This is a genomic window from Ruegeria sp. YTSA108 (assembly GCF_059610185.1).
In genome coordinates this window covers 173,240-194,125 of record NZ_JBXWND010000003.1, presented here as the reverse complement: position 1 = coordinate 194,125, position 20,886 = coordinate 173,240, and the positions used below count along the sequence as shown (strand labels likewise).

Below are 20,886 nucleotides of genomic sequence, written 5' to 3'. Positions count from 1 at the left end.
ATCAGGGAGTTTTCATTTAGATGTTTACCGTTTGCAAGCCCGTTCGCAAGTTGGCGCGTGCAGCCGCCGTCTTGGCCACCGCGACCATTCTGACGGCGTGTGACGTCAGCAGTATCGGCGGAGGCCCGTCGATCAACACTTCAAAACCTGTACCGGTTGCTTTGCTGGTTCCGGCTGGATCTGGAAATTCCGGGGACGCTGAACTGGCGCGCAGCCTTGAAAACGCAGCCCGCCTGGCGATGTCCGATCTGCAGAATGTACAGATTGATTTGCGGGTCTACGACACCCGGGGCAATTCGGGTACCGCCGCAACAGTCGCGCAGCAAGCCGTGGCAGACGGTGCAAAGATAATCATCGGTCCGGTCTACGCCCAGGCGGCAAACTCAGCTGGTCTTGCGGTACTGAACAACAAGGTCAACCTGCTGTCGTTCTCGAACAATACCAGCATCGCAGGCGGCAATGTCTTCGTGCTCGGCCCCACTTTTGAAAACACCGCCAACCGGTTGGTCAACTATGCCGGTTCGCGCGGCAAGACCGGAACGGTCATCGTGCATAGCAACGATGCCGCAGGGCGGCTTGGACAATCGGCTATCGCAACCGCGCTGAGCAACAGCCGAGTGGGTAATGCAGGCACGGTCGGCTATGACCGCTCTCAGCAGGGGGTCATCAACTCGGTGCCGACAATCAAGGCTACTGTAGCGTCCTCGGGGGCGGATTCGATCTTTCTGACTTCGACCACTGCAGGGGCGTTGCCGCTGTATTCCCAGCTTCTACCAGAAGCGGGCGTCTCCCCGGCAACCACGCAATATATGGGTCTGACCCGCTGGGACATCCCGGCCCAGACACTGGAACTGCCAGGCGTTCAGGGTGGCTGGTTCGCATTGCCGGACCCATCCAAGGCACAGGCTTATCGTCAGCGGTACAACAACACATATGGCGAGGCACCACATCCGATCAGTGGCCTAGCCTATGATGGCATAGCCGCGATTGCTGCCTTGGTCAGCCAGGGCAAATCCGACGCTCTGACCGTATCTGCCCTAACTCAGAACGCCGGTTTTCAGGGCGTTGGCGGTATCTTCCGTCTGCGACCCAACGGTACGAATGAACGTGGTCTGGCCATTGCCACGATCCAGAACAAACAGGTGGTTGTGATTGACCCTGCCCCCCAAAGCTTCTCTGGCGCCGGATTCTGATCGGCTGGCTCTGACACTCATCCCAAGGGGTGACCTGATTTGCCAGCCCGAAGAAATCTTTGACAGCGCAACCGTTATGGCACAGCTGTCAGAGGCCTTCGACAAGACATCTGATAACGCCGAAAGGCGCGGCGAAACCGTGCGGATTTTGCGCAACGTCCAGAAATCCGGTCGTCAGGCAATCGCCGATGCCTTCGTCCGCGATCCATTTGACGCGCGACGGCTGACCCATTCCTATACCTACCTGACCGACGGGCTGGTCTGCACCGCGATGCAAGTGGCCAGTCGCGAGCTTCACCCGCTGGCCACGCCGACACAGGGAGAAAAAATGGCCGTGCTGGCAGTGGGCGGCTATGGGCGCGGGGAAATGGCCCCGTCCTCGGATGTCGATCTTCTGTTTCTGACCCCCTACAAAATCACTGCCTGGGCAGAGAGTGTGATCGAATCCATGTTGTATATCCTGTGGGATCTGCGGCTGAAGGTCGGGCATTCTTCGCGCACCATCAAGGATTGCCTGCGCCTGGGATCCGAGGATTTCACCATTCGCACCGCGATGTTGGAACAGCGCTATTTGGCTGGCGACGCCGATCTGGCAAATGAGTTGGAAACGCGCCTGAAAGACGATCTGTTCAATGGCACTGAGCGCCAGTTCATCGAGGCTAAGCTGCAGGAACGCGACGCGCGCCATCTGAAACAGGGCGAGCGGTATATGGTCGAGCCCAACGTAAAAGAGGGCAAAGGCGGATTGCGCGACCTGCAATCGCTCTACTGGATTGCCAAATATATTTACGGCGTTCAGGACGTGGCCGAGTTGGTACCGCTGGGTCTGTTCACCCCCGAGGAATTCAGCACTTTTGTGGAAGCTGAGGATTTCCTGTGGGCCGTTCGCTCGCATTTGCATCTGGTGACCGGGCGCGCAACCGAACAACTGTCCTTTGACATGCAGGTCGAGGTTGCTTCCCGTATGGGATACGAAGACCGGGCGGGTCGTCGGGCGGTCGAAGTGTTTATGCAGCGCTATTTCCGCGAGGCCACGAAGGTTGGCGAGCTGACGCGCATCTTCCTGACCAAACTCGAGGCGACGCATATGAAAGGCGCGCCTCTGCTAGAGCGTATTTTCCGCCGCCGCCCCAGGATCAAAGCCGGATATAAAGTCGTCCATGGACGTCTGGACGTAGCCGATCCGAACAAGTTTCTGGCGGACAAGCTGAACCTTCTGCGCCTGTTCGAGGAAGGTCTGCGCACCGGCATGCTGATCCACCCGGACGCGATGCGGCTGGTCAGCGCCAACCTGAACCTGATTGATGACGACATGCGCGAAGACAAAGAGGCGCGGCGCATCTTTCTCGACCTGATGCTGAAACACGGGAACCCGGAACGCGCCCTGCGCCGCATGAACGAACTGGGGGTGCTGTCGGCCTTTCTGCCCGAGTTCGAACACATCGTGGCGATGATGCAGTTCAACATGTACCACAGCTATACGGTGGATGAGCACACCATTCAGTGCATCGTCAATCTGGCCCAGATTGAACGCGGAGAGTTGGGGGAATCCCTGCCGCTGGCGTCTTCAATCCTGGAGGGCGGGGTCAATCGCAAGGTTCTGTATGTTGCCCTGCTGATCCATGACATTGCTAAGGGGCGACCCGAGGATCATTCGATTTTGGGCGCACAGATGGCCCGAAAGATTGCACCTCGGCTGGGTCTGAACAAATCGGATTCAGAAACCGTGGAATGGTTGGTGCGGTATCACTTGTTGATGTCGGACATGGCGCAGAAACGCGATATTTCCGACCCGCGCACGGTGCGCGACTTTGCCAAGGCCGTGAAAACGGTCAAAAGGTTGGACCTACTGACCGTGTTGACCGTCTGCGACATTCGCGGCGTTGGACCCAACACCTGGAACAACTGGAAAGCCACCCTGCTACGCGCGCTACATGCAGAAACCAAGCGCGCGCTTGAGACCGGGATGGAAGACCTCAACCGTGCCAATCGCGGTGCCGGTGCCAAAAAGGCGTTGCGGGCCGAGCTGGCGGAATGGACCAAAGCCGCCCTCAAAACCGAGACGGGTCGGCACTATGACCCCTATTGGCAGGGCCTGAACCTTTCGACCCATGTAGAATTTGCCGAGATGCTGAAAGAGCTGGACCGCAGCGGTGATGCTGGCGCGATGGAAATCCGTCTGCACCCGGATGAAGACCGCGACGCGACGCGGGCCTGCTTTGCCATGGGTGATCACCCCGGCATTTTTGCCCGTATCGCAGGCGCTTTGGCGCTGGTCGGGGCCAATGTGGTTGATGCGCGCAGTTACACCACCAAGGACGGCTATGTCACCGATGCGTTCTGGATTCAGGACGCCGATGGCCACCCGTTCGAGGCCAGCCGCTTGCCGCGCCTGACACAGATGATCCACAAGACCCTTAAAGGCGAGGTCGTGGCGCGGGATGCCCTTAAATCACGCGACAAGATCAAGAAACGCGAACGGGCCTTTAACGTGCCGACCCATATCATCTTCGACAATGACGGGTCCGAGATCTACACGATCATCGAGGTCGATACCCGGGACAGGCCCGGCCTGCTTTATGATCTGACACGAACGCTTGCTGCCGCCAATGTCTATATCGCCAATGCGGTGATCGCGACTTATGGCGAACAAGTGGTGGACACCTTTTACGTCAAGGATATGTTTGGGTTGAAATATCACTCGGAAAGCAAGCAGCGCGGGCTTGAGGCCAAGCTGCGCAAGGCCATCTCCGAAGGCGCCGAGCGCGCGGTCTCATGAAACAGATCCGGCTGTTTTCAGGCCTGTTCACTGTCGGGTTCTGGACCCTGGCCAGCCGTATTCTGGGCTTTCTGCGGGAAATCCTGCTGACCGCCTACATCGGGCCCGGGCCAGTAATGGATGCATTCGTCGCCGCCTTTCGCCTGCCCAACATGTTCCGCCGCTTCTTTGCCGAAGGTGCGTTTAACGCAGCCTTTGTGCCAATGTTTTCCAAACGGCTCGAAGGCGGGGAAAACGCGCAAGGCTTTGCACAGGACGCGTTCAACCTGCTGGCCGTGGCGGTGCTGGTGCTGGTCGGGCTGGCGATGGTTTTCATGCCTGGCCTGGTCTGGCTGACGGCCGAGGGCTTTTACGGTGACGACCGCTTCGACCTTGCCGTGGATTATGGATATGTGGTCTTTCCCTACATCTTTTTCATGTCGCTAGCGGCGCTGTTCTCGGGCGTGCTGAACGCAACCGGCCGTTTCGCGGCTGCCGCCGCCGCGCCGATTTTACTGAACATCTTTGCCTGCACAGCACTGATCGCCGGCGCTATATCAGGCGGAGAAGTCATCCGTTGGCTGATCGCCGTCATCCCCATCGCTGGTGTTGCGCAGCTAGCGCTGGTCTGGATTGCAACCGAACGTGCGGGCATCCGTATCCGCCCGGGCCTGCCGAAACTCAGCCCTGAAATGCGCAACATGGTCCGCATTGCGGTTCCGGCCGCCTTGGCCATGGGGGTTACACAGGTCAATCTGGTGGTGGGCCAGCTGGTTGCTTCGAAAACCGAAAAGGCCGTCAGCTGGTTGTTTGCAGCGGATCGCTTGTACCAGTTGCCATTGGGCGTCGTGGGCATCGCCGTCGGCATCGTCCTGTTACCCGATCTATCTCGCCGCCTGCGCGCTGGGGACAAATCGGGCGCCCGCGATGCGTTTTCTCGCGCAGGTGAGTTTACGTTGCTGTTGACCATCCCGTCGACCGTTGCCTTTGTGCTCATCCCCACCCAGCTGGTCTCGGTTCTGTTCGAGCGCGGACAGTTCACCCCCGAAGACACCGCCGCCACCGCACTTGCCGTGGCGATCTATGGCATCGGCCTGCCCGCGTTCATGCTGCAGAAATTGTTGCAGCCTTTGTATTTCGCGCGAGAAGATACACGCTCGCCCTTTCACTATGCAGTGTTTGCGATGGTCGTGAACGCTGCACTGGCTTTCGGGCTGTATCCGTTGGTGGGATGGTTCGCGCCGGCGATTGCCGCCTCGGTGGCCGGATGGGCCATGGTTGGACTGCTGGCCTTGGGCGCGCGAAAAATGGGGAAAGAAGCGCAGTTTGACGACCGGTTCAAGAACAGGGCATGGCGGATCATTGCGGCGTCCATGGGGATGGGAGCTGTCTTGTATGCCGCTATTGAGCTGTTTGGCTGGGCCTTTGCCCTGGAAGGCTGGCGTTACCTGGCACTGCTCGGTTTGATCATCGTTGCTGCAGTCACGTATTTCCTGCTCGGCCACCTGATTGGTGCATTCAAACTTTCCGAGTTCAGAAAGGCTCTGCGTCGATCCTGATCAGTCGCGCCGAATACGCCTGACGATCCGCGCCCACCCACCCGGAGCAACCAGGAACGACAGGGCAAAACCAGTGGCAAAACCGCCCAGATCAGCCACCCAGTCCAGCGTTCCGCCAAACAGCAGGCCGAACAACAACTGAATGCCCATCAAAACGGCGATCAGGCTGAAGGCGCGGGATTGGTTTGCGCCCACCAGCGACAGCTTGCGCCATAATATCCACGTAAACGCTCCGATCAGCCCATAGACCGGAGGGAACCCACCCACCAGCGGAAAGCGCGGATCCAGCAACAGTGCATAAGCCAGCGCACCACCCACGCCCGACAGCACAAAGATCACCAGCATCTGAACACTGCCAAAAACCTCGGCCACCATTTTACCCATGGCCAGCACAAAGACGCAGACAAAGATGGCCTGTGTGAACGTACCGGATACAAACGGATAGGTGACAAAGCGGATCAGATGCTCGAACGGCCAGCGCCCGTTTTCCACCATCCAGTCGAAGATATCCGGCGAAAACGAATAGTGCTGCAAAGCGTCCAGGCGCCAGCCTACAGCAGTTGGCCCCCCAATGATCCCGCGCGTACCTAGAGTAAATGCCAGTTCAACCCCCATGATGAACACACACAAAGCCACCACCACGGGCGGCAGAGGGTTCACGGCGGGTGTATAATGCTCACTGCTCATTGGGCGGGCCTTTCGCGGCTGTTGACGTCCCTTTGCCTCATGGGTAAGCGACGGGGGCTGATTTTTCCAGACGGGAGTTCCCTTCGATGACCGATTCCAAGTTCACGCCGCGCGTGTTTTCCGGTGCACAGCCATCCGGTAACCTGCACCTTGGCAACTATTTGGGCGCATTGCGGAACTGGGTCCGGATGCAAGGGTCCGACTATCAGACAATCTACTGTATGGTCGATTTGCACGCGATCACCGTTTGGCAGGACCCCAAAGAGTTGCAGCACGCAACGCGTGAGCTGTGCGCGGGGTATATCGCATCAGGATTAGATCCCGAAAAATCGATCCTGTTTAACCAAAGCCAGGTTCCTGAGCACGCGCAACTTGCATGGATTTTTAACTGCGTTGCCCGGCTTGGCTGGATGCAGCGCATGACACAGTTCAAAGATAAGGCTGGCAAGAACGCACAGAATGCATCGTTGGGCCTATTCGCCTATCCGGCGCTCATGGCCGCAGATATCCTTGTATATCACGCGACACATGTACCCGTCGGAGATGATCAAAAGCAACACCTGGAACTAACCCGAGATATCGCAACTAAGTTCAATCATGACTATGGCGTCGATTTTTTTCCGTTGACAGAACCCGTCATCAAAGGTGCGGCAACTCGGGTCATGAGCTTGCGCGATGGGTCAAAAAAGATGTCCAAATCCGACCCCTCTGACATGACCCGGATCAACATGACCGATGATGCCGACACGATCGCCAAGAAAATCCGAAAGGCCAAGACCGACCCGGACGCTCTGCCTTCGGAAGTCGATGGCTTGGACAACCGCCCCGAGGCCCGCAATCTGGTGAATATCTACGCCGCCCTCAGCGATCAGACGGCGGATCAGGTTCTGGCCGACGTTGGCGGCAAGCAATTTGGCGAGTTCAAACCGATGCTGGCCGATCTGGCGGTTGCCAAACTGTCTCCGATCTCGACCGAAATGGCCCGCCTGATGGGTGAAGAGGCCGAGATTGATCGCATTCTGGCCAATGGCGCAGAAAAGGCGCGGGCGATTGCAGCCCCGATCCTACAGCAGACCTACGACATTGTGGGCATGGTTGGTGCGAAACGGGGCTGATTGGCTCTGGACGTTGCCTTAACGCCTTCCTAGGTTTGCCGCAAAGCTTGGGAGGGCGTCATGGCAGTCGGCAAGAACATCCGCACCTATTTCAACGGGCAATGGCATGATGGGGATGCACCGATCATGCGCGCTGCGGATCATGGCGCATGGCTGGGATCATCCGTCTTTGACGGCGCGCGGTTCTTCAACGGGCTGACCCCGGACCTGAACGCCCATTGCGCCCGCGTGAACCGCTCTGCCGAGGCGCTGATGCTGACCTCCACCGTCACCACAGACCAGATGGTCGAGATCGTGCTGGAAGGGCTTGAGACCTATGCGCCCGACGCGGCCGTGTATATCCGCCCGATGTATTGGGGGATCGACGGAGATGCGACAGCGATCGTACCGCAGGAAAACAGCACCGGGTTTGCTGTCTGCCTGGAAGAGATTCCGATGGCGCCTGAGACCGCCTCGGCCACGCTGGGACTGACCCGATTCCGCCGTCCGGTACTGGAATCCTCGGTGGTGAATGCCAAGGCCGGGTGCCTGTATCCCAACAATGCACGGATGCTGAACGAGGTACGTGCGAACGGGTTTTCGAATGCTCTGGTGGCTGACGCATTGGGCAACGTAGCCGAAACCGCAACCGCCAATATCTTTATGGTCCGCGACGGCGAGGTCTTTACCCCCGTCCCCAACGGCACCTTCCTTGCCGGCATCACCCGTGCACGACATATCAAAAACCTGCGGGCCGACGGCGTGGCTGTGCATGAGGCGGTTCTGAGTTTCGAGGATTTCTACGGGGCCGACGAGGTATTCATGACTGGCAACATGAGCAAGATCACCCCGGTGACTGCGCTGGAGGACACCCGGTTTCAGGTCGGTCCCATCGCCCGGCGTGCACGCGACCTGTATTGGGACTGGGCCGCCAGTGGGCGTTAGGCTCTGGTTGCCAGCACGCACCTAGTCGGGCATGATCCCCGGAAATGAATGAGGACACCCATGCGCAAGTTCCTAGTGGTTCTGGATGACAGTCGCGAATGCCTGAATGCGATGCGATTCGCGGCTATGCGCGCGGCCCATACCGGCGGCGGCGTAACAATCCTGTCGGTAATCCCACCGGACGAATTCAACCATTGGATCGGCGTTGCCACCGTCATGCGTGAAGAAGCGCGCGAGCGTATCCATGCGCATTTTGAAGTTTTCGCAAAATGGATGCGCGACAAGCAGGACGTTGATCCTGAACTGGCCATCCGCGAAGGCGAGCCCGTTGCCCAGATCATCGAGCATGTGCAATCCGATCCTGATATCGGCGTTCTGGTTCTGGGTGCAGGCACCGACAAAAAGGGACCTGGCCCATTGGTGACTCAACTGACCAAAAACTCAGGCAGCCTGCCGATCCCAATCACTATTGTTCCTGGTGATCTGAGCAAAGAAAAACTCGAAGCGATTACCTGAGGCCACACCGATGCAACGCAGCATTCAATTCTGGTTCGAATTCGCCTCGACCTATTCTTATCTCAGCGCGATGCGTATCGAAGAGGCTGCCACCCGCCAGGGCGTCTCGGTCGAATGGCAGCCTTTTCTGCTGGGGCCAATCTTTGCCGCCCAAGGGTGGGACAATTCTCCGTTCAATCTGTACCCGGCAAAAGGCCGGTACATGTGGCGGGATATGGAACGCCTGACCGCCCAGCGCGGCTTGCCATTTGTCCGGCCCGATCCTTTTCCGCAGAACGGCTTGAAAGCGGCCAGGTTAACATTGGCGATTGAAGATCAGGGGCAAAAAGCTGCCTTTGTGCGCGCCGTCTATTCTGCCGAATTTGCCCAACGGCAGAACATCGCGGATGAGGCTGTTTTGGCCGGATGCCTCAGCTCAGCCGGGCTTGCCGCTGATTTACTTTCCCAGACCCAGAATCCGGCGATCAAATCAGCGCTTATCGAACAAACAAAAACCGCACAGGCCAAAGGGATTTTTGGCGCGCCCAGCTTTCTGGTCGGGGACGAGCTGTTCTGGGGCGATGATCGGTTGGACGACGCGATAAGCTTGGCTGCCTAAATTTAGAATCGTTCCAATTCTTGACTTCCAGCTCGCGGACCCGCATATCAGAGACAACAGATACGGAGCCGCGCCATGTTCATCCAGACCGAATCCACACCGAACCCTGCAACCCTGAAATTCCTGCCCGGCCAGACCGTGCTGGAAGCGGGCACTGCGGATTTCCCATCGGCTGAGGCTGCAGAGAAATCGCCGCTGGCCAACCGCATTTTTGCTGTAAGTGGCGTGACCGGAGTGTTTTTCGGCAATGACTTCGTAACCGTGACCAAAGCGGACGACGTCCAGTGGGATCACATCAAACCCGCCATTCTGGGCGCGGTGATGGAGCATTACCAGTCCGGCCAGCCGATCATGGGCGCGGATGCCAATGCGGGTTCGGGCCATGCTGAACACAGCGGTGAGGACGCCGAAGTGGTCAATCAGATTAAAGACCTGCTGGACAGCCGGGTGCGCCCGGCAGTCGCGCAGGACGGGGGCGACATCACGTTTCACGGTTTTGACCGCGGCGTTGTCTACCTGCATATGCAAGGGGCCTGTGCAGGCTGCCCATCCTCGACACTGACATTGAAGATGGGGATCGAAAACCTACTGCGTCATTACATTCCCGAAGTGACCGAGGTTCGCCCTGTTGCCGTCTGATCCTATCATTCTGGCGTTTGACACATCGGCCGCGCATTGCGCGGCCGCTTTGTTGCGCGGTGACCGGATTGTGGCGTCTTGTGTCGAGCCCATGTCGCGGGGACAAGCCGAACGTCTGATGCCGCTGCTCGAAGAGGTGCTGTCATCAGAACAATGCTCATGGCGCGACCTGTCAGCGATCGGCGTTGGAATAGGCCCCGGTAATTTCACCGGAATACGCATCTCGGTCTCGGCCGCGCGGGGTCTGGCCTTAGGTCTGGGTATACCGGCCATTGGCGTATCGGGCTTTGACGCGCTTGCTGTCCTGGACAGCGATGCGTTGCCCGCAATTCGCGCGCCCAGAGATCAGGTCTATGTTTCGCAGCCTGATATGGAACCGGCACTGATCCAGCTTGATCAGGCAGAATCGCTGGGTACGCTGATGTTCAACGACAACCCAAAGGCTCAGGTCTGCGCTATTGCCCGCGTGGCAGCGCAAAGATGGCAGACTACGACCGAGGCACCGGCCCCCCTGTACATACGCCCCGCAGACGCGGCGCCCTCCAAGGATCAACCGCCGATGTTGCTGGACGGATGACCCCGGAAGACCTAGCCGATACCCATGCGGCGGCTTTTACGCAAGCGCGCCCCTGGACCGCCACAGAGTTTGCAGAGCTGCTGCAGAATCGCTTTACCCATATCGTAGGTGATGCCCAGTCCTTTGCCCTTTTCCAGGTAATTGCAGACGAAGCCGAACTGCTGACGATTGCCACCCATCCCACAGTTCAGCGGCAGGGACTGGCTAGGAAACGTATGGTCGAATGGCACGCGGCTGCCAAAAAACTGGGCGCTATCCGGGCGATTCTGGATGTTTCCATCGCCAACCAGCCCGCGATTACACTTTACAAGCATTGCGGGTATCGTGTGTGCGGCACGCGCAAGAATTACTATACGGTTGAAAATAATCAGAAAATTGATGCCATCGTCATGGAATGCAATTTAACCTGAGACAGGCCGCGAATTTTATTGGACCAAATGGTCAAAAATCTGTTGACCGCGGCGGTTGCAAACGGCCTTAATTCCCGCCATCACAACGGTTATGCTCGCTAACAGTGGGTAAACGGGGCTATCTTGGCTCCGACCGAAAAAAACAAACGGGAGTAACAAATGACCCTGATGAAATCCTTGATGGGCGCCGCAGCGGCGGTTGCACTGACAGCGGGTGCCGCACTGGCCGAACCGGCACTGATCTTTGATCTGGGCGGCAAGTTCGACAAATCGTTCAACGAAGCCGCGCACAACGGCGCCTCACGCTGGGCGGAAGAAACGGGCGGCACCTACCGCGAGATCGAAATGCAGTCCGAAGCGCAGCGCGAACAGGCCCTGCGCCGCTTTGCCGAAGCAGGCTCGAACCCGATCATCACCATGGGTTTCGGTATGGCTGACCCGCTCAGCGCGGTTGTTGCCGACTATCCGGACACGAAATTCGTTGTTGTCGACGTAACCTGGCTGGACGCGCCCAACCTGCGTCAGGTTGGTTTCGCTGAACACGAAGGCTCGTATCTGGTTGGTATGATGGCTGCGATGGCGTCCGAATCCGGAACCGTTGGCTTCATCGGCGGCATGGATGTTCCGCTGATCCGTCACTTTGGCTGCGGCTATGCTCAGGGTGCCAAGGCGGTGAACCCCGATATCAACGTGGTTGCCAACATGACCGGCACAACGCCTGCGGCATGGAACGACCCGGTTAAGGGCTCGGAACTGACAAAGGCACAAATCAGCCAGGGTGCCGACGTGGTCTATGCCGCAGCTGGCGGCACCGGTGTTGGTGTTCTGCAAACCGCTGCTGACGAAGGCATCCTGTCAATCGGTGTCGACAGCAACCAGAACCACCTGCACCCGGGCAAAGTTCTGACCTCGATGCTAAAGCGCGTGGACGTCGCTGTTTATGAGGCGATGAGCGCAGGCGAGAACGTTGAGACCGGCGTATATATCATGGGTCTGGCCGAAGACGGCGTTGGCTATGCGATCGACGACAACAACGCTCCGCTGGTTTCGGATGATATGAAAGCAGCAGTCGACAAAGCCCGTCAGGACATCATCGACGGCAATGTTTCAGTTGTCAGCTATTACGAGAACGACAGCTGCCCAGCACTGCAGTTCTGATATCGCGCGGGTCGGGGGTGATGCTCCCGGCCCGATTCCACTTTGCTGCACCGGGATGACCGGGCAGTCCTTTCGGCAACTGAGGACAAGACATGACCGTCCCCGCCATTGAGCTCAAAGGGATATCCAAATCCTTTGGGCCGGTTCAGGCCAACAAAGACATTTCCATCAGCGTCGCCCCCGGTACGATCCATGGGATCATCGGTGAAAACGGTGCGGGCAAATCCACGCTGATGAGCATTCTCTACGGCTTTTACAAAGCCGACAAAGGTGAGATTTGGATCAACGGTCAAAAGACCGAAATCCCTGACAGCCAGGCCGCGATCGCCTCGGGCATCGGGATGGTGTTTCAGCATTTCAAACTGGTCGAGAATTTCACCGTTCTGGAAAACATCGTGCTGGGCGCCGAGGATGGCGGGCTATTGGCCCCGTCCCTGACCAAGGCCCGCAAAGAGTTGAAAGAGCTGGAAGAAGAATACGAGCTGTTCGTGGATCCCGACAAACGGATCGACGAGATCGGTGTGGGGATGCAGCAGCGGGTCGAGATCCTCAAGGCGCTGTATCGCAAGGCCGAGATCCTGATTCTGGACGAACCAACCGGCGTGCTGACCCCATCTGAGGCGGATCAGCTGTTCCGCATCCTCGACCGGCTGCGGGCTGAGGGGAAGACGATCATCGTGATCACCCACAAACTGCGCGAGATCATGGAAAACACCGACACCGTGTCGGTCATGCGCCGCGGGCAAATGACGGCCACCGTGAAAACCGCCGAGACCAGCCCCGAAGAACTGGCCGAGCTGATGGTGGGCCGCAAGGTTCTGCTGCAGGTCGACAAGGTTCCGGCGCAGCCCGGTAAGCCCATCCTCGAGATTGAAAACCTGCGTGTTTTCGACAGCGCGGGCGTCGAGCGTGTCAAAGGCATCGACTTGAACGTGCGCGCTGGTGAGATCGTGGGCATCGCAGGCGTCGCCGGCAATGGCCAATCCGAACTGCTAGAGGTTCTGGGCGGGATGCGCCCGGGCCAGGGCCAGATCAAACTGAACGGTACGCCGCTTGCGCTCAGCGGGGCGGGGTCAGATGGCCAGGCGCGGCGCGCGCAGCACATTGCGCATGTGCCCGAAGACCGCCAGCGCGAAGGCCTGATCATGGATTTCCACGCCTGGGAGAACGTGGCCTTCGGCTATCACCGTGACCCGGCCTATAAACGTGGCCTCTTCATGGATAACGCCGCCCTGCGCGCCGATACCGAAGCCAAGATCGAAAAATTCGATGTGCGCCCGCCGAACCCCTGGCTGTCGGCCAAAAGCTTTTCGGGCGGCAATCAGCAGAAGATCGTCGTCGCGCGTGAAATCGAACGTAACCCGGACCTGCTGTTGGTCGGTCAGCCGACCCGAGGCGTGGATATCGGGGCGATCGAATTCATTCACAAACAGATCGTCGATCTGCGCGACCAGGGCAAGGCGATCCTGCTGGTCTCGGTCGAGCTGGAAGAGATATTCTCGCTGTCGGATCGAATCGCTGTCATGTTTGACGGACATATCATGGGCGAACGCCTGCCCCATGAAACTGATGAAAAAGAACTTGGCCTGTTGATGGCCGGTGTTGCGGGAGAGGCAGCGTAACATGGAAAAAATGCCCAAATGGGCCGATGTTGTTCTGATCCCGGTGATCAGTCTGCTTCTGGCCGCAATCCTGTCGGCGCTGGTCATCCTCGCCATTGGCGAAAACCCGATCGAAGCGGTGAACCTGATGGTCACCGGCGCGCTGGGATCGACCTATGGCTGGGGCTATACGCTGTATTACGCCACGAATTTCATGTTCACCGGACTCGCTGTGGCGGTCGCCTTTCACGCACGGCTGTTCAACATCGGTGGCGAAGGTCAGGCGATGCTGGGCGGGCTTGGCGTGGCCGTGGTGTGCCTTTACATCGACTGGCCGCATTGGAGCATCGCCTTGCTGGCCGCCTGTGCCGCATCGATGATGTTCGGGGCCGCTTGGGCGGCCATTCCGGCCTATCTGCAGGCCAAACGCGGCAGCCATATCGTGATCACCACGATCATGTTCAACTTCATCGCTGCTGCCTTGCTGAACTATATGCTGGTCAACGTCATGCGCCCGCAGGGCTCGCAAGACCCGGCAACTGCACGCTTCCCCGAGGCGGTGCATCTGCCGACGTTCCAGTCGATGTTCTCGACCGCTGAAAACGTCGTATTCCGTGGCGCACCTGCCAATATCTCATTCTTTGTTGCTGTCCTGGCCTGTGTGATCGTTTGGGCGCTGATCTGGCGCACCCGGCTGGGCTATGAGATCCGCGCCTATGGGCATTCGGAAACCGGTGCCGTCTATGCCGGTATTTCTCCGGTTCGGATCACCATCATCGCCATGCTGATCTCGGGCGCGCTGGCTGGTCTGATGGCCACGAATAACGTGATGGGTGAGGCAGAGCGGCTGGTTCTGAACTCGACCGAGGGCGCTGGCTTTATCGGTATCGCCGTGGCGCTGATGGGCCGGTCCCATCCGTTTGGCGTGTTTCTGGCGGCGCTGCTGTTTGGTTTCCTCTATCAGGGCGGGGCCGAGCTGGCGCTGTGGACGTCGATCCCGCGCGAGCTTATCGTGGTCATTCAGGCCCTGGTGATCCTGTTCACCGGCGCGCTGGACAACATGGTCCGCATGCCGCTGGAAAAGCTGTTCCTTGCCATGCGGAAGGAGGGCTAAACGATGGATACTTTCGTTACCCTCATCCAGGTCCTCGATTCGACCGTCCGCCTGGCTACGCCGCTGTTGCTGGCCTGTCTGGCCGGTCTGTACTCCGAACGCGCCGGTATTTTCGACATCGGGCTTGAGGGCAAGATGCTGATCGCGGCGTTCTTTTCTGCCGCCGTCGCCGCCGTGACCGGATCGGTCTGGCTGGGATTGCTGGCCGGGATCGCGGCCTCTCTTGTTCTGTCCGCCCTGCATGGGGTGGCCTCGATCACCTTTCGGGGCAACCAGCTGATTTCAGGCGTCGCCATCAACTTTCTGGCCTCTGGGCTGACGGTCCTGATCGCGCAAAGCTGGTTCAAACAGGGCGGGCGTACCCCCTCGCTGTTCGGCGGAGGGCGCTTTGAACCGATCACCTTCCCTTTTGCGGATGCGGTGAGTGATGTCCCATTTCTTGGGCCAATCTATTCCGAGCTGCTGTCCGGCCATTCGATCCTGGTCTATGTGTCTTTCCTTCTGGTCCCGACAACCTGGTGGGTTTTGTACCGCACCCGCTTTGGCCTGCGCCTGCGCGCGGTGGGTGAAAACCCAGCCGCTGTGGATACGGCCGGGGTTTCTGTCGTTGGGCTGCGTTTTGCGGCTGTAGCGATCTGTGGCGTGCTGTGCGGCATTGCCGGTGCCTATCTGGCCACGGCCCTGCAAGCTGGATTCGTCAAGGAAATGACTGCCGGTCGCGGGTTCATCGCGCTAGCGGCGCTGATCTTTGCAAAATGGCGGCCATGGCACGCGATGTGGGCTTGCCTGCTGTTCGGACTGTTGCAAGCCGTTGCGTTGCGGTTCCAAAATATTGACCTGGGTGGCGTGGTGATTCCTGTGCAGGTCATGGATGCGCTGCCATATATCCTGACCGTCGTCATTTTGGCCGGCTTTGTCGGCAAGGCCGTTCCACCGAAAGCCGGTGGCGAACCCTATGTAAAAGAGCGGTAATAGGTCCAGTTTGAAACACACGTCAGTCCTGTTCGCTGCATGGCGGCATGTAGAGTTGATTTTACATGCCGCAACGGCTCTAAAGGGGCATGGATGTGTTTCCAGTGACAGCTGATTTGAGAGAGTTTCTCGCCGGGGTGCCGGATGCTAGGTCTTGCGCTTGGTCTAAGGGGATACTCCCTGTCAAAACGCCTTTTGCGGATGCACAGTTTCAGACTGGTCCAAGCCGCCAGCCCTGCTTTACCCTGCCTCGCCAAGGGCGTGATTCTGCGCGTCAGATACGAACCCTTTCACAAATTCCAGAAGTCGAATGTGTCACATTGCGCGACGCAGCTGGCCCTAATTACTAGTACCTCATGCAAATTTACCTTCCTATCGCTGAAGTTTCCGTAAACGCCTTTCTGCTGCTGGGGTTGGGCGGCATGGTCGGCATCCTGTCAGGGATGTTCGGGGTCGGCGGCGGGTTTCTGATGACCCCGCTGTTGTTTTTCATTGGCATCCCACCAGCAGTTGCCGTAGCCACCGAAGCGAACCAGATTGTCGCCTCGTCCTTTTCTGGGGTTCTGGCCCATTTCCGCCGAAAGACGGTCGACCTGAAGATGGGCACGGTATTGCTGGTCGGGGGACTGATCGGTGCTGCGTTCGGGGTGGTGATCTTCAACTATCTCAAAAGCCTCGGACAAGTCGATTTGCTCGTAACCCTGTGTTACGTGGTCTTTCTGGGCGTCGTCGGCAGCTTGATGTTCATCGAAAGCCTGAACGCGCTGCGTAAATCCAAAAAGGGCACCGCCGCCCCTGTTGCACGTCGTCAGCGCGGCTGGATTCACGCGATGCCGTTCAAAATGCGGTTCCGTACATCGGGCCTCTATATCTCGGTCATCCCCCCCGTCCTGGTCGGGCTTAGCGTAGGTATCCTTTCTGCGATCATGGGTGTCGGAGGCGGCTTTATCATGGTTCCTGCCATGATTTACCTGCTGGGAATGCCCACCAAAGTCGTTGTCGGCACCTCCCTGTTCCAGATTATTTTCGTAACAGCGTTCACCACGATGCTGCACGCGACAACCAACTACACAGTCGACATTGTTCTGGCTGTGTTGTTGCTGGTCGGCGGCGTGATCGGGGCGCAGATCGGAACGGTGATCGGCGCACGAATGCCTGCCGAGCAGCTGCGCGTATTGCTGGCTGCACTGGTCTTGGTGGTTTGTGGCAAACTGGCGCTGGATCTGCTTCTGGAACCCTCCGAGCTCTATTCGCTCGGCGTTGCAGGGGGGCACTGATCATGCTGAGACGGTTGATCCTGCTACTCGCCCTCTGTGTCACCCCGGCCATCGCCGAGGAGGAACAGGTCGTGCTTGGCCTAAGCCAAGACCGGGTTGCCATCACGGCGAATTTCGATGGCTCGGAAATTCTTATTTTCGGTGCCGTGAAACGTGAAACGCCGATCCCTTCCGGCCCACCGCTTCAAGTTATCGTGGCCGTTGCAGGCCCCTCGAGCCCAGTGACGGTCCGGCGAAAAGAACGCAGGCTGGGTATCTGGGTCAACACCGACAGCGTCCTGGTCGACCTTGCGCCCAGTTTTTATGCGGTTGCCACCAGCGCTCCCCTTACAGAAATCCTGTCAGATACAGAAGACTTGCGGTACAGGATCTCGATTGAACGGGCCATTCGGTCAGTGGGTGCCGCGATGAATATCCGGGGCGCGCAGAATTTTGCCGAGGCCGTCGTTCGCATCCGTGAGGATGAGGGCCTGTATTCTATCCGCGAAAATACGGTTGCGGTGGACGAGCAGACATTGTTCCGAACCTCAATCGACATGCCAGCCGATTTGACCGAAGGCGCCTATTTCGCGCGCATATACCTGACCCGCGGCCGAGAGGTTGTTTCCCAGTTCGAGACCACAATCGACGTGCGGAAGGTCGGGCTGGAACGGTTCCTCTACAACATGTCCCGTCAGCAGCCGGTCTGGTATGGCCTGATGTCTTTGGTCATTGCCATCGCGGCGGGTTGGGGAGCGTCCACAGCCTTCCGACTATTGCGCGAGAACTAAAGCCCTATCCACGCCCGATATAGGGCATCGTAGTGGCCATGACGGTCATGAACTGGACGTTTGCCTCTGCAGGCAAAGACGCCATGTGCAGTACAGAACGTGCGGCATCGTCAACAGCCATCGTCGGGTCGGGCTGCTGCCCTCCCGCGATGGCGTTTTCAACCAGGTTTTGCACCATCTGTGTTCGCGCGTTGCCAATATCGATTTGACCACATGCGATACCAAAGGCGCGCCCGTCCAGTGATAGGCTGCGTGTCAGGCCTGTTATCGCGTGTTTCGTAGCGGTGTAATGGACCGAATTCGGACGCGGTACATGCGCGGCGATCGAACCGTTATTGATGATCCTTCCCCCTTGAGGGGCCTGATGCCGCATAATGCGAAAGGCCGCGCGCGCTTAGGAACATCCCGTTCAGGTTCACGCTGACGCTCTGGTACCAATCCTCCAACTGGATTTCGTCTATCGTGCCGCCGGGGGCAAAGATTCCGGCATTATTGAATAATACGTCAAGACGTCCCGCCTCATTCTGGAATGTCTCGAAAGCACCCGAAACAGCGGTGGGGTCGGTAACATCGGTCACCAGGGGGATCGCATTCTTGTGCCTTTCAGCCAATTCGTTCAGCACATCCGCGCTGCGCGCCAGCAGCCCAACCGCCCAGCCCTCGGCCAAAAACAGCTCGGCAGTTGCCCGTCCGATGCCTGAACTGGCGCCTGTGATGATGATGGATTTCATATCTCTTCCGCCTCCAGGGTCAGCGTCGCCGCCGGAGCCGCGCGCAAATCATCCACGCGCAGCGGATAAGTGGGCTTGGCCAGCCTGTTGCGCACCACCCAAATCAACCTTTCTTGCGCCCGCGTGATCGCAACATAAGCCAGACGTTTCCACAAAGGTTGCCCAGCCTCGGTTCGCCCCATCCGGGCAGCCGCATATATATCCGGCGCAAACACCTGTACCGTGTCCCACTGCGACCCCTGCGCCTTGTGAATGGTCACTGCTGCGCCATGCAAAAAGGTTGCCCCCATACGCGCAGCAAATGGAATAAACGGTTCTTCCTCATCAGGCATTTCGATTTTGACAATCGACGCTGCGCTGACCTGCGGATCCTCGGCCCCCATCACATGCAGGCGCGAAAACCCCGGTTTTCGTCCTGGCCCCAGATAGATGACCTGAGCACCCTTGATTAGCCCGCGCGCCTCAAGATCCAGCCTTTTCTTGCGGTGCTTCAGCGGCAGTTCGATTCCATCGCAAATCAGCGGCTCTCCCGCCAGAAGCTCGGTGTCGGGTGCCGCGTGAACATTGCGGAAGGCCTGAATCAAGCGAATTCGGGTGGCATTTCGCCAGACCAGAACCGGGCTGCGGGCCATCAGGTCAACTTCAACACGCTGCCCCCAAACAACACGGTGATCCTGTCGGGCGGTCTGTTCGACGAGCCGTTCAAAATCCTCAAACCCCATCTGAGGGTCGGCCAGCGCATGCGCGAGGTCCAGGATCGGGTTGTCTGCCGTCTGCCTGTGGACCCTGTGCAATACCTGCTTTCGCGGCTCGGGTAGCGTCTCAAATACCATGCTGCCAGACTGATTGACCGGGGCCAGCTGCGCCGGGTCGCCAAACAGCAACAGGGTCGGGAAGATCTCTTTCAGGTCTTCGAACTGCCGGTCATCCAGCATCGAGGCCTCATCTACAAAGCCTATGTCCAGCGGCTCCTCCCGACGTTTCCAGCCGGTGATAAAGTCGGACCCACGCAGGCCCGCAACGGCCAGCGCGCCGGGGATAGACTTGTTGTTCTGATAAAAAGCAGCCGCCCGGTCCAGGGCTTCGTCAGTCAGCCCTTCAACCTCGGGGCGTTCATCGTTGCCCGCCAGCCATTCGGCAATGCGTTCATATTCCGGGTCATAAACCGGCGTATAGAGGATGCGGTGGATCGTGGTCGCAGGCACACCCCGCAGGCGCAAAACACTGGCGGCCTTGTTCGTTGGCGCAAGAATGGCCAAGCTGCGTTTCTCGCGCGCTTTGCGGCTTTCGAAATCACCGGAAACGATCTGAAGACCCGCGTCAGCCAATGCTTTGTAAAGCTCTGCCAGCAGTAGCGTTTTCCCTGAACCCGCCTTGCCGATCACGGCCATCACCCCGGATTCGCCATTGCCGGGCATTTTCAGCAGGGCATCATCATCCAGGTCCACACCAGCAGATTTCAGCATCTCGGAAATGCTGTCATAGGCGGCGGCTTGATCGTCGGAAAAGGTGACTGTGGGTATAGACATGGCGCGACCCTACAGGGCCACGCCAGCTATCGCCAGATATGGAATTGGCTTTCAGACCCCGTCAGGCGGACAGGGCAAACCGGTGTTGCCGGACAGTGCCGAACGCGGCTTTGAACCACATCCTGGACAGCTCACGTGGGATGCCCGCCCGTTCAGCCACCCGATTGCAATCCTCGGACGAATAGGGCCAGAGCCCAACCGAAATCTGATCACGCCCTTTCCCTTGTGACCCCAGAACGACTGGAGACGATCCGATCAGACGGTAGATCCGAATCATGCGCGCATCAAAGACGCCAGCAATATGGGTCAGCCCGAACCCTTCCATGATTTCGCCGCCGCTCAGCATGATGGCACCGGCAGTATGGGCGCTGGCCGTTCGGGACAGGCAGAACCGCGTTACTTCCCAGATCAGCGGGCTGTGGACCGGCTTACCCCCTGTCAGGTGCCCAAACACCTCATTCACCATGACAGGTCCTGTCGTCGGCAATACCCGCATCGACCCCCCATGGCTGCCATCCTCTTCTTCCCAGATGACATAGAGCGGATTCAGGTCATCATACTGATCCCGCTCTTCTCCTTTTTCGTCCACGTGAACATCCCAGCCCAGACGTGTTTTGAACTGATCCGCTCGATCCCGGAACATCCCTTGGGCCAAATTCGGAAACTTATGTAGTTCGTCGGCAAACAAATAGCGCAACATGACTTTTCCCCTTTTCGTCCTGTGCAGGAACGAAGGGGGTACAAAGTCGTGGTTAATT

Annotated in this window: 19 protein-coding genes and 1 pseudogene; 16 read left to right on the top strand and 4 right to left on the bottom strand. The window is 58.4% G+C overall.

The features are described 5' to 3' along the window. Positions 1–20 precede the first annotated feature (20 nt). From AC2FHW_RS06260 to murJ, 3 genes are read left to right on the top strand one after another with little or no spacing between them, the layout of a single operon-like run. Entirely contained in the window at positions 21–1,193 is a 1,173-nt protein-coding gene (locus AC2FHW_RS06260; protein ID WP_271948380.1) for a penicillin-binding protein activator, read from the top strand. Continuing rightward, positions 1,153–3,972, top strand: a complete 2,820-nt coding sequence (locus AC2FHW_RS06255; RefSeq protein WP_496821621.1) for a [protein-PII] uridylyltransferase — start codon at positions 1,153–1,155, stop codon at positions 3,970–3,972. The genes AC2FHW_RS06260 and AC2FHW_RS06255 overlap by 41 nt, the downstream gene beginning before the upstream one ends. Beyond that, positions 3,969–5,510: a murein biosynthesis integral membrane protein MurJ gene (gene murJ / locus AC2FHW_RS06250; protein WP_496821619.1), complete on the top strand. Its 1,542-nt coding sequence runs from the start codon at positions 3,969–3,971 to the stop codon at positions 5,508–5,510. The genes AC2FHW_RS06255 and murJ overlap by 4 nt, the downstream gene beginning before the upstream one ends. Here murJ and AC2FHW_RS06245 read toward each other — a convergent pair whose 3' ends face one another. Beyond that, a complete protein-coding gene (locus tag AC2FHW_RS06245; RefSeq protein ID WP_281995206.1) occupies positions 5,511–6,197 on the bottom strand; it encodes a rhomboid family intramembrane serine protease in 687 nt (228 codons plus the stop codon). 86 nt (positions 6,198–6,283) lie between these two features. Between AC2FHW_RS06245 and trpS the strand changes: the two genes are divergently transcribed. The 13 genes from trpS to AC2FHW_RS06180 all read left to right on the top strand — a co-directional run bounded on the left by trpS (position 6,284) and on the right by AC2FHW_RS06180 (position 17,868). Further along, positions 6,284–7,312: a tryptophan--tRNA ligase gene (trpS, locus tag AC2FHW_RS06240; protein WP_142635552.1), complete on the top strand. Its 1,029-nt coding sequence runs from the start codon at positions 6,284–6,286 to the stop codon at positions 7,310–7,312. Between the two features lie 60 nt (positions 7,313–7,372). Further along, positions 7,373–8,236 carry a branched-chain amino acid aminotransferase gene (locus tag AC2FHW_RS06235; protein WP_496700865.1) on the top strand — a complete coding sequence of 288 codons (864 nt, stop codon included), beginning with the start codon at positions 7,373–7,375 and terminating at the stop codon, positions 8,234–8,236. Positions 8,237–8,296: 60 nt separating this feature from the next. Then, positions 8,297–8,752: a universal stress protein gene (locus AC2FHW_RS06230; RefSeq protein WP_142635548.1), complete on the top strand. Its 456-nt coding sequence runs from the start codon at positions 8,297–8,299 to the stop codon at positions 8,750–8,752. 10 nt (positions 8,753–8,762) lie between these two features. Continuing rightward, positions 8,763–9,350 (top strand): 2-hydroxychromene-2-carboxylate isomerase, encoded by a 588-nt coding sequence (locus tag AC2FHW_RS06225; protein ID WP_496700867.1) that lies wholly within the window; start codon positions 8,763–8,765, stop codon positions 9,348–9,350. A 75-nt stretch (positions 9,351–9,425) separates the two neighbouring features. Further along, positions 9,426–9,989: a NifU family protein gene (locus AC2FHW_RS06220; RefSeq protein WP_271948391.1), complete on the top strand. Its 564-nt coding sequence runs from the start codon at positions 9,426–9,428 to the stop codon at positions 9,987–9,989. After that, positions 9,979–10,566 (top strand): tRNA (adenosine(37)-N6)-threonylcarbamoyltransferase complex dimerization subunit type 1 TsaB, encoded by a 588-nt coding sequence (gene tsaB / locus AC2FHW_RS06215; protein ID WP_271948392.1) that lies wholly within the window; start codon positions 9,979–9,981, stop codon positions 10,564–10,566. The genes AC2FHW_RS06220 and tsaB overlap by 11 nt, the downstream gene beginning before the upstream one ends. Next, on the top strand, positions 10,563–10,976 hold the full coding sequence (locus AC2FHW_RS06210) for a GNAT family N-acetyltransferase (RefSeq protein WP_496821617.1): 414 nt from the start codon (positions 10,563–10,565) through the stop codon (positions 10,974–10,976). Before tsaB ends, AC2FHW_RS06210 begins: the two co-directional genes overlap by 4 nt. 159 nt (positions 10,977–11,135) lie before the next feature. Next, the gene (locus AC2FHW_RS06205) at positions 11,136–12,134 is read left to right on the top strand and encodes a BMP family lipoprotein (protein ID WP_142635539.1); all 999 of its coding nucleotides are present in this window, start codon (positions 11,136–11,138) and stop codon (positions 12,132–12,134) included. 92 nt (positions 12,135–12,226) lie between these two features. Beyond that, the gene (locus AC2FHW_RS06200; protein ID WP_496821616.1) at positions 12,227–13,756 is read left to right on the top strand and encodes an ABC transporter ATP-binding protein; all 1,530 of its coding nucleotides are present in this window, start codon (positions 12,227–12,229) and stop codon (positions 13,754–13,756) included. 1 nt (position 13,757) lies between these two features. After that, positions 13,758–14,849 (top strand): ABC transporter permease, encoded by a 1,092-nt coding sequence (locus tag AC2FHW_RS06195; protein ID WP_271948399.1) that lies wholly within the window; start codon positions 13,758–13,760, stop codon positions 14,847–14,849. Between the two features lie 3 nt (positions 14,850–14,852). Then, on the top strand, positions 14,853–15,821 hold the full coding sequence (locus tag AC2FHW_RS06190) for an ABC transporter permease (RefSeq protein ID WP_142635533.1): 969 nt from the start codon (positions 14,853–14,855) through the stop codon (positions 15,819–15,821). Positions 15,822–16,177: 356 nt separating this feature from the next. Further along, positions 16,178–17,098, top strand: coding sequence for a sulfite exporter TauE/SafE family protein (locus AC2FHW_RS06185; protein ID WP_142635531.1), 921 nt, complete (start codon positions 16,178–16,180; stop codon positions 17,096–17,098). A gap of 2 nt (positions 17,099–17,100) precedes the next feature. Then, positions 17,101–17,868 (top strand): TIGR02186 family protein, encoded by a 768-nt coding sequence (locus AC2FHW_RS06180; RefSeq protein WP_142635529.1) that lies wholly within the window; start codon positions 17,101–17,103, stop codon positions 17,866–17,868. Between the two features lie 4 nt (positions 17,869–17,872). Here the strand turns inward: AC2FHW_RS06180 and AC2FHW_RS06175 are convergent. The 3 genes and pseudogenes from AC2FHW_RS06175 to AC2FHW_RS06165 all read right to left on the bottom strand — a co-directional run bounded on the left by AC2FHW_RS06175 (position 17,873) and on the right by AC2FHW_RS06165 (position 20,828). Then, positions 17,873–18,599, bottom strand: a pseudogene (locus AC2FHW_RS06175) (SDR family oxidoreductase). After that, entirely contained in the window at positions 18,596–20,128 is a 1,533-nt protein-coding gene (locus tag AC2FHW_RS06170) for an ATP-dependent DNA helicase (protein ID WP_496821614.1), read from the bottom strand. Before AC2FHW_RS06170 ends, AC2FHW_RS06175 begins: the two are co-directional and overlap by 4 nt. Positions 20,129–20,189: 61 nt before the next feature. Beyond that, positions 20,190–20,828: an acyl-homoserine-lactone synthase gene (locus tag AC2FHW_RS06165; RefSeq protein WP_496676560.1), complete on the bottom strand. Its 639-nt coding sequence runs from the start codon at positions 20,826–20,828 to the stop codon at positions 20,190–20,192. Positions 20,829–20,886: the final 58 nt, after the last annotated feature.

Coding starts and splice junctions, on each gene's coding strand:
- AC2FHW_RS06260 (WP_271948380.1), top strand. CDS start 21: ATGTTTACCGTTTGCAAGCCCGTTCGCAAGTTGGCGCGTGCAGCCGCC.
- murJ (WP_496821619.1), top strand. CDS start 3,969: ATGAAACAGATCCGGCTGTTTTCAGGCCTGTTCACTGTCGGGTTCTGG.
- AC2FHW_RS06245 (WP_281995206.1), bottom strand. CDS start 6,197: ATGAGCAGTGAGCATTATACACCCGCCGTGAACCCTCTGCCGCCCGTG.
- trpS (WP_142635552.1), top strand. CDS start 6,284: ATGACCGATTCCAAGTTCACGCCGCGCGTGTTTTCCGGTGCACAGCCA.
- AC2FHW_RS06235 (WP_496700865.1), top strand. CDS start 7,373: ATGGCAGTCGGCAAGAACATCCGCACCTATTTCAACGGGCAATGGCAT.
- AC2FHW_RS06230 (WP_142635548.1), top strand. CDS start 8,297: ATGCGCAAGTTCCTAGTGGTTCTGGATGACAGTCGCGAATGCCTGAAT.
- AC2FHW_RS06225 (WP_496700867.1), top strand. CDS start 8,763: ATGCAACGCAGCATTCAATTCTGGTTCGAATTCGCCTCGACCTATTCT.
- AC2FHW_RS06220 (WP_271948391.1), top strand. CDS start 9,426: ATGTTCATCCAGACCGAATCCACACCGAACCCTGCAACCCTGAAATTC.
- AC2FHW_RS06210 (WP_496821617.1), top strand. CDS start 10,563: ATGACCCCGGAAGACCTAGCCGATACCCATGCGGCGGCTTTTACGCAA.
- AC2FHW_RS06205 (WP_142635539.1), top strand. CDS start 11,136: ATGACCCTGATGAAATCCTTGATGGGCGCCGCAGCGGCGGTTGCACTG.
- AC2FHW_RS06200 (WP_496821616.1), top strand. CDS start 12,227: ATGACCGTCCCCGCCATTGAGCTCAAAGGGATATCCAAATCCTTTGGG.
- AC2FHW_RS06195 (WP_271948399.1), top strand. CDS start 13,758: ATGGAAAAAATGCCCAAATGGGCCGATGTTGTTCTGATCCCGGTGATC.
- AC2FHW_RS06190 (WP_142635533.1), top strand. CDS start 14,853: ATGGATACTTTCGTTACCCTCATCCAGGTCCTCGATTCGACCGTCCGC.
- AC2FHW_RS06185 (WP_142635531.1), top strand. CDS start 16,178: ATGCAAATTTACCTTCCTATCGCTGAAGTTTCCGTAAACGCCTTTCTG.
- AC2FHW_RS06180 (WP_142635529.1), top strand. CDS start 17,101: ATGCTGAGACGGTTGATCCTGCTACTCGCCCTCTGTGTCACCCCGGCC.
- AC2FHW_RS06170 (WP_496821614.1), bottom strand. CDS start 20,128: ATGTCTATACCCACAGTCACCTTTTCCGACGATCAAGCCGCCGCCTAT.
- AC2FHW_RS06165 (WP_496676560.1), bottom strand. CDS start 20,828: ATGTTGCGCTATTTGTTTGCCGACGAACTACATAAGTTTCCGAATTTG.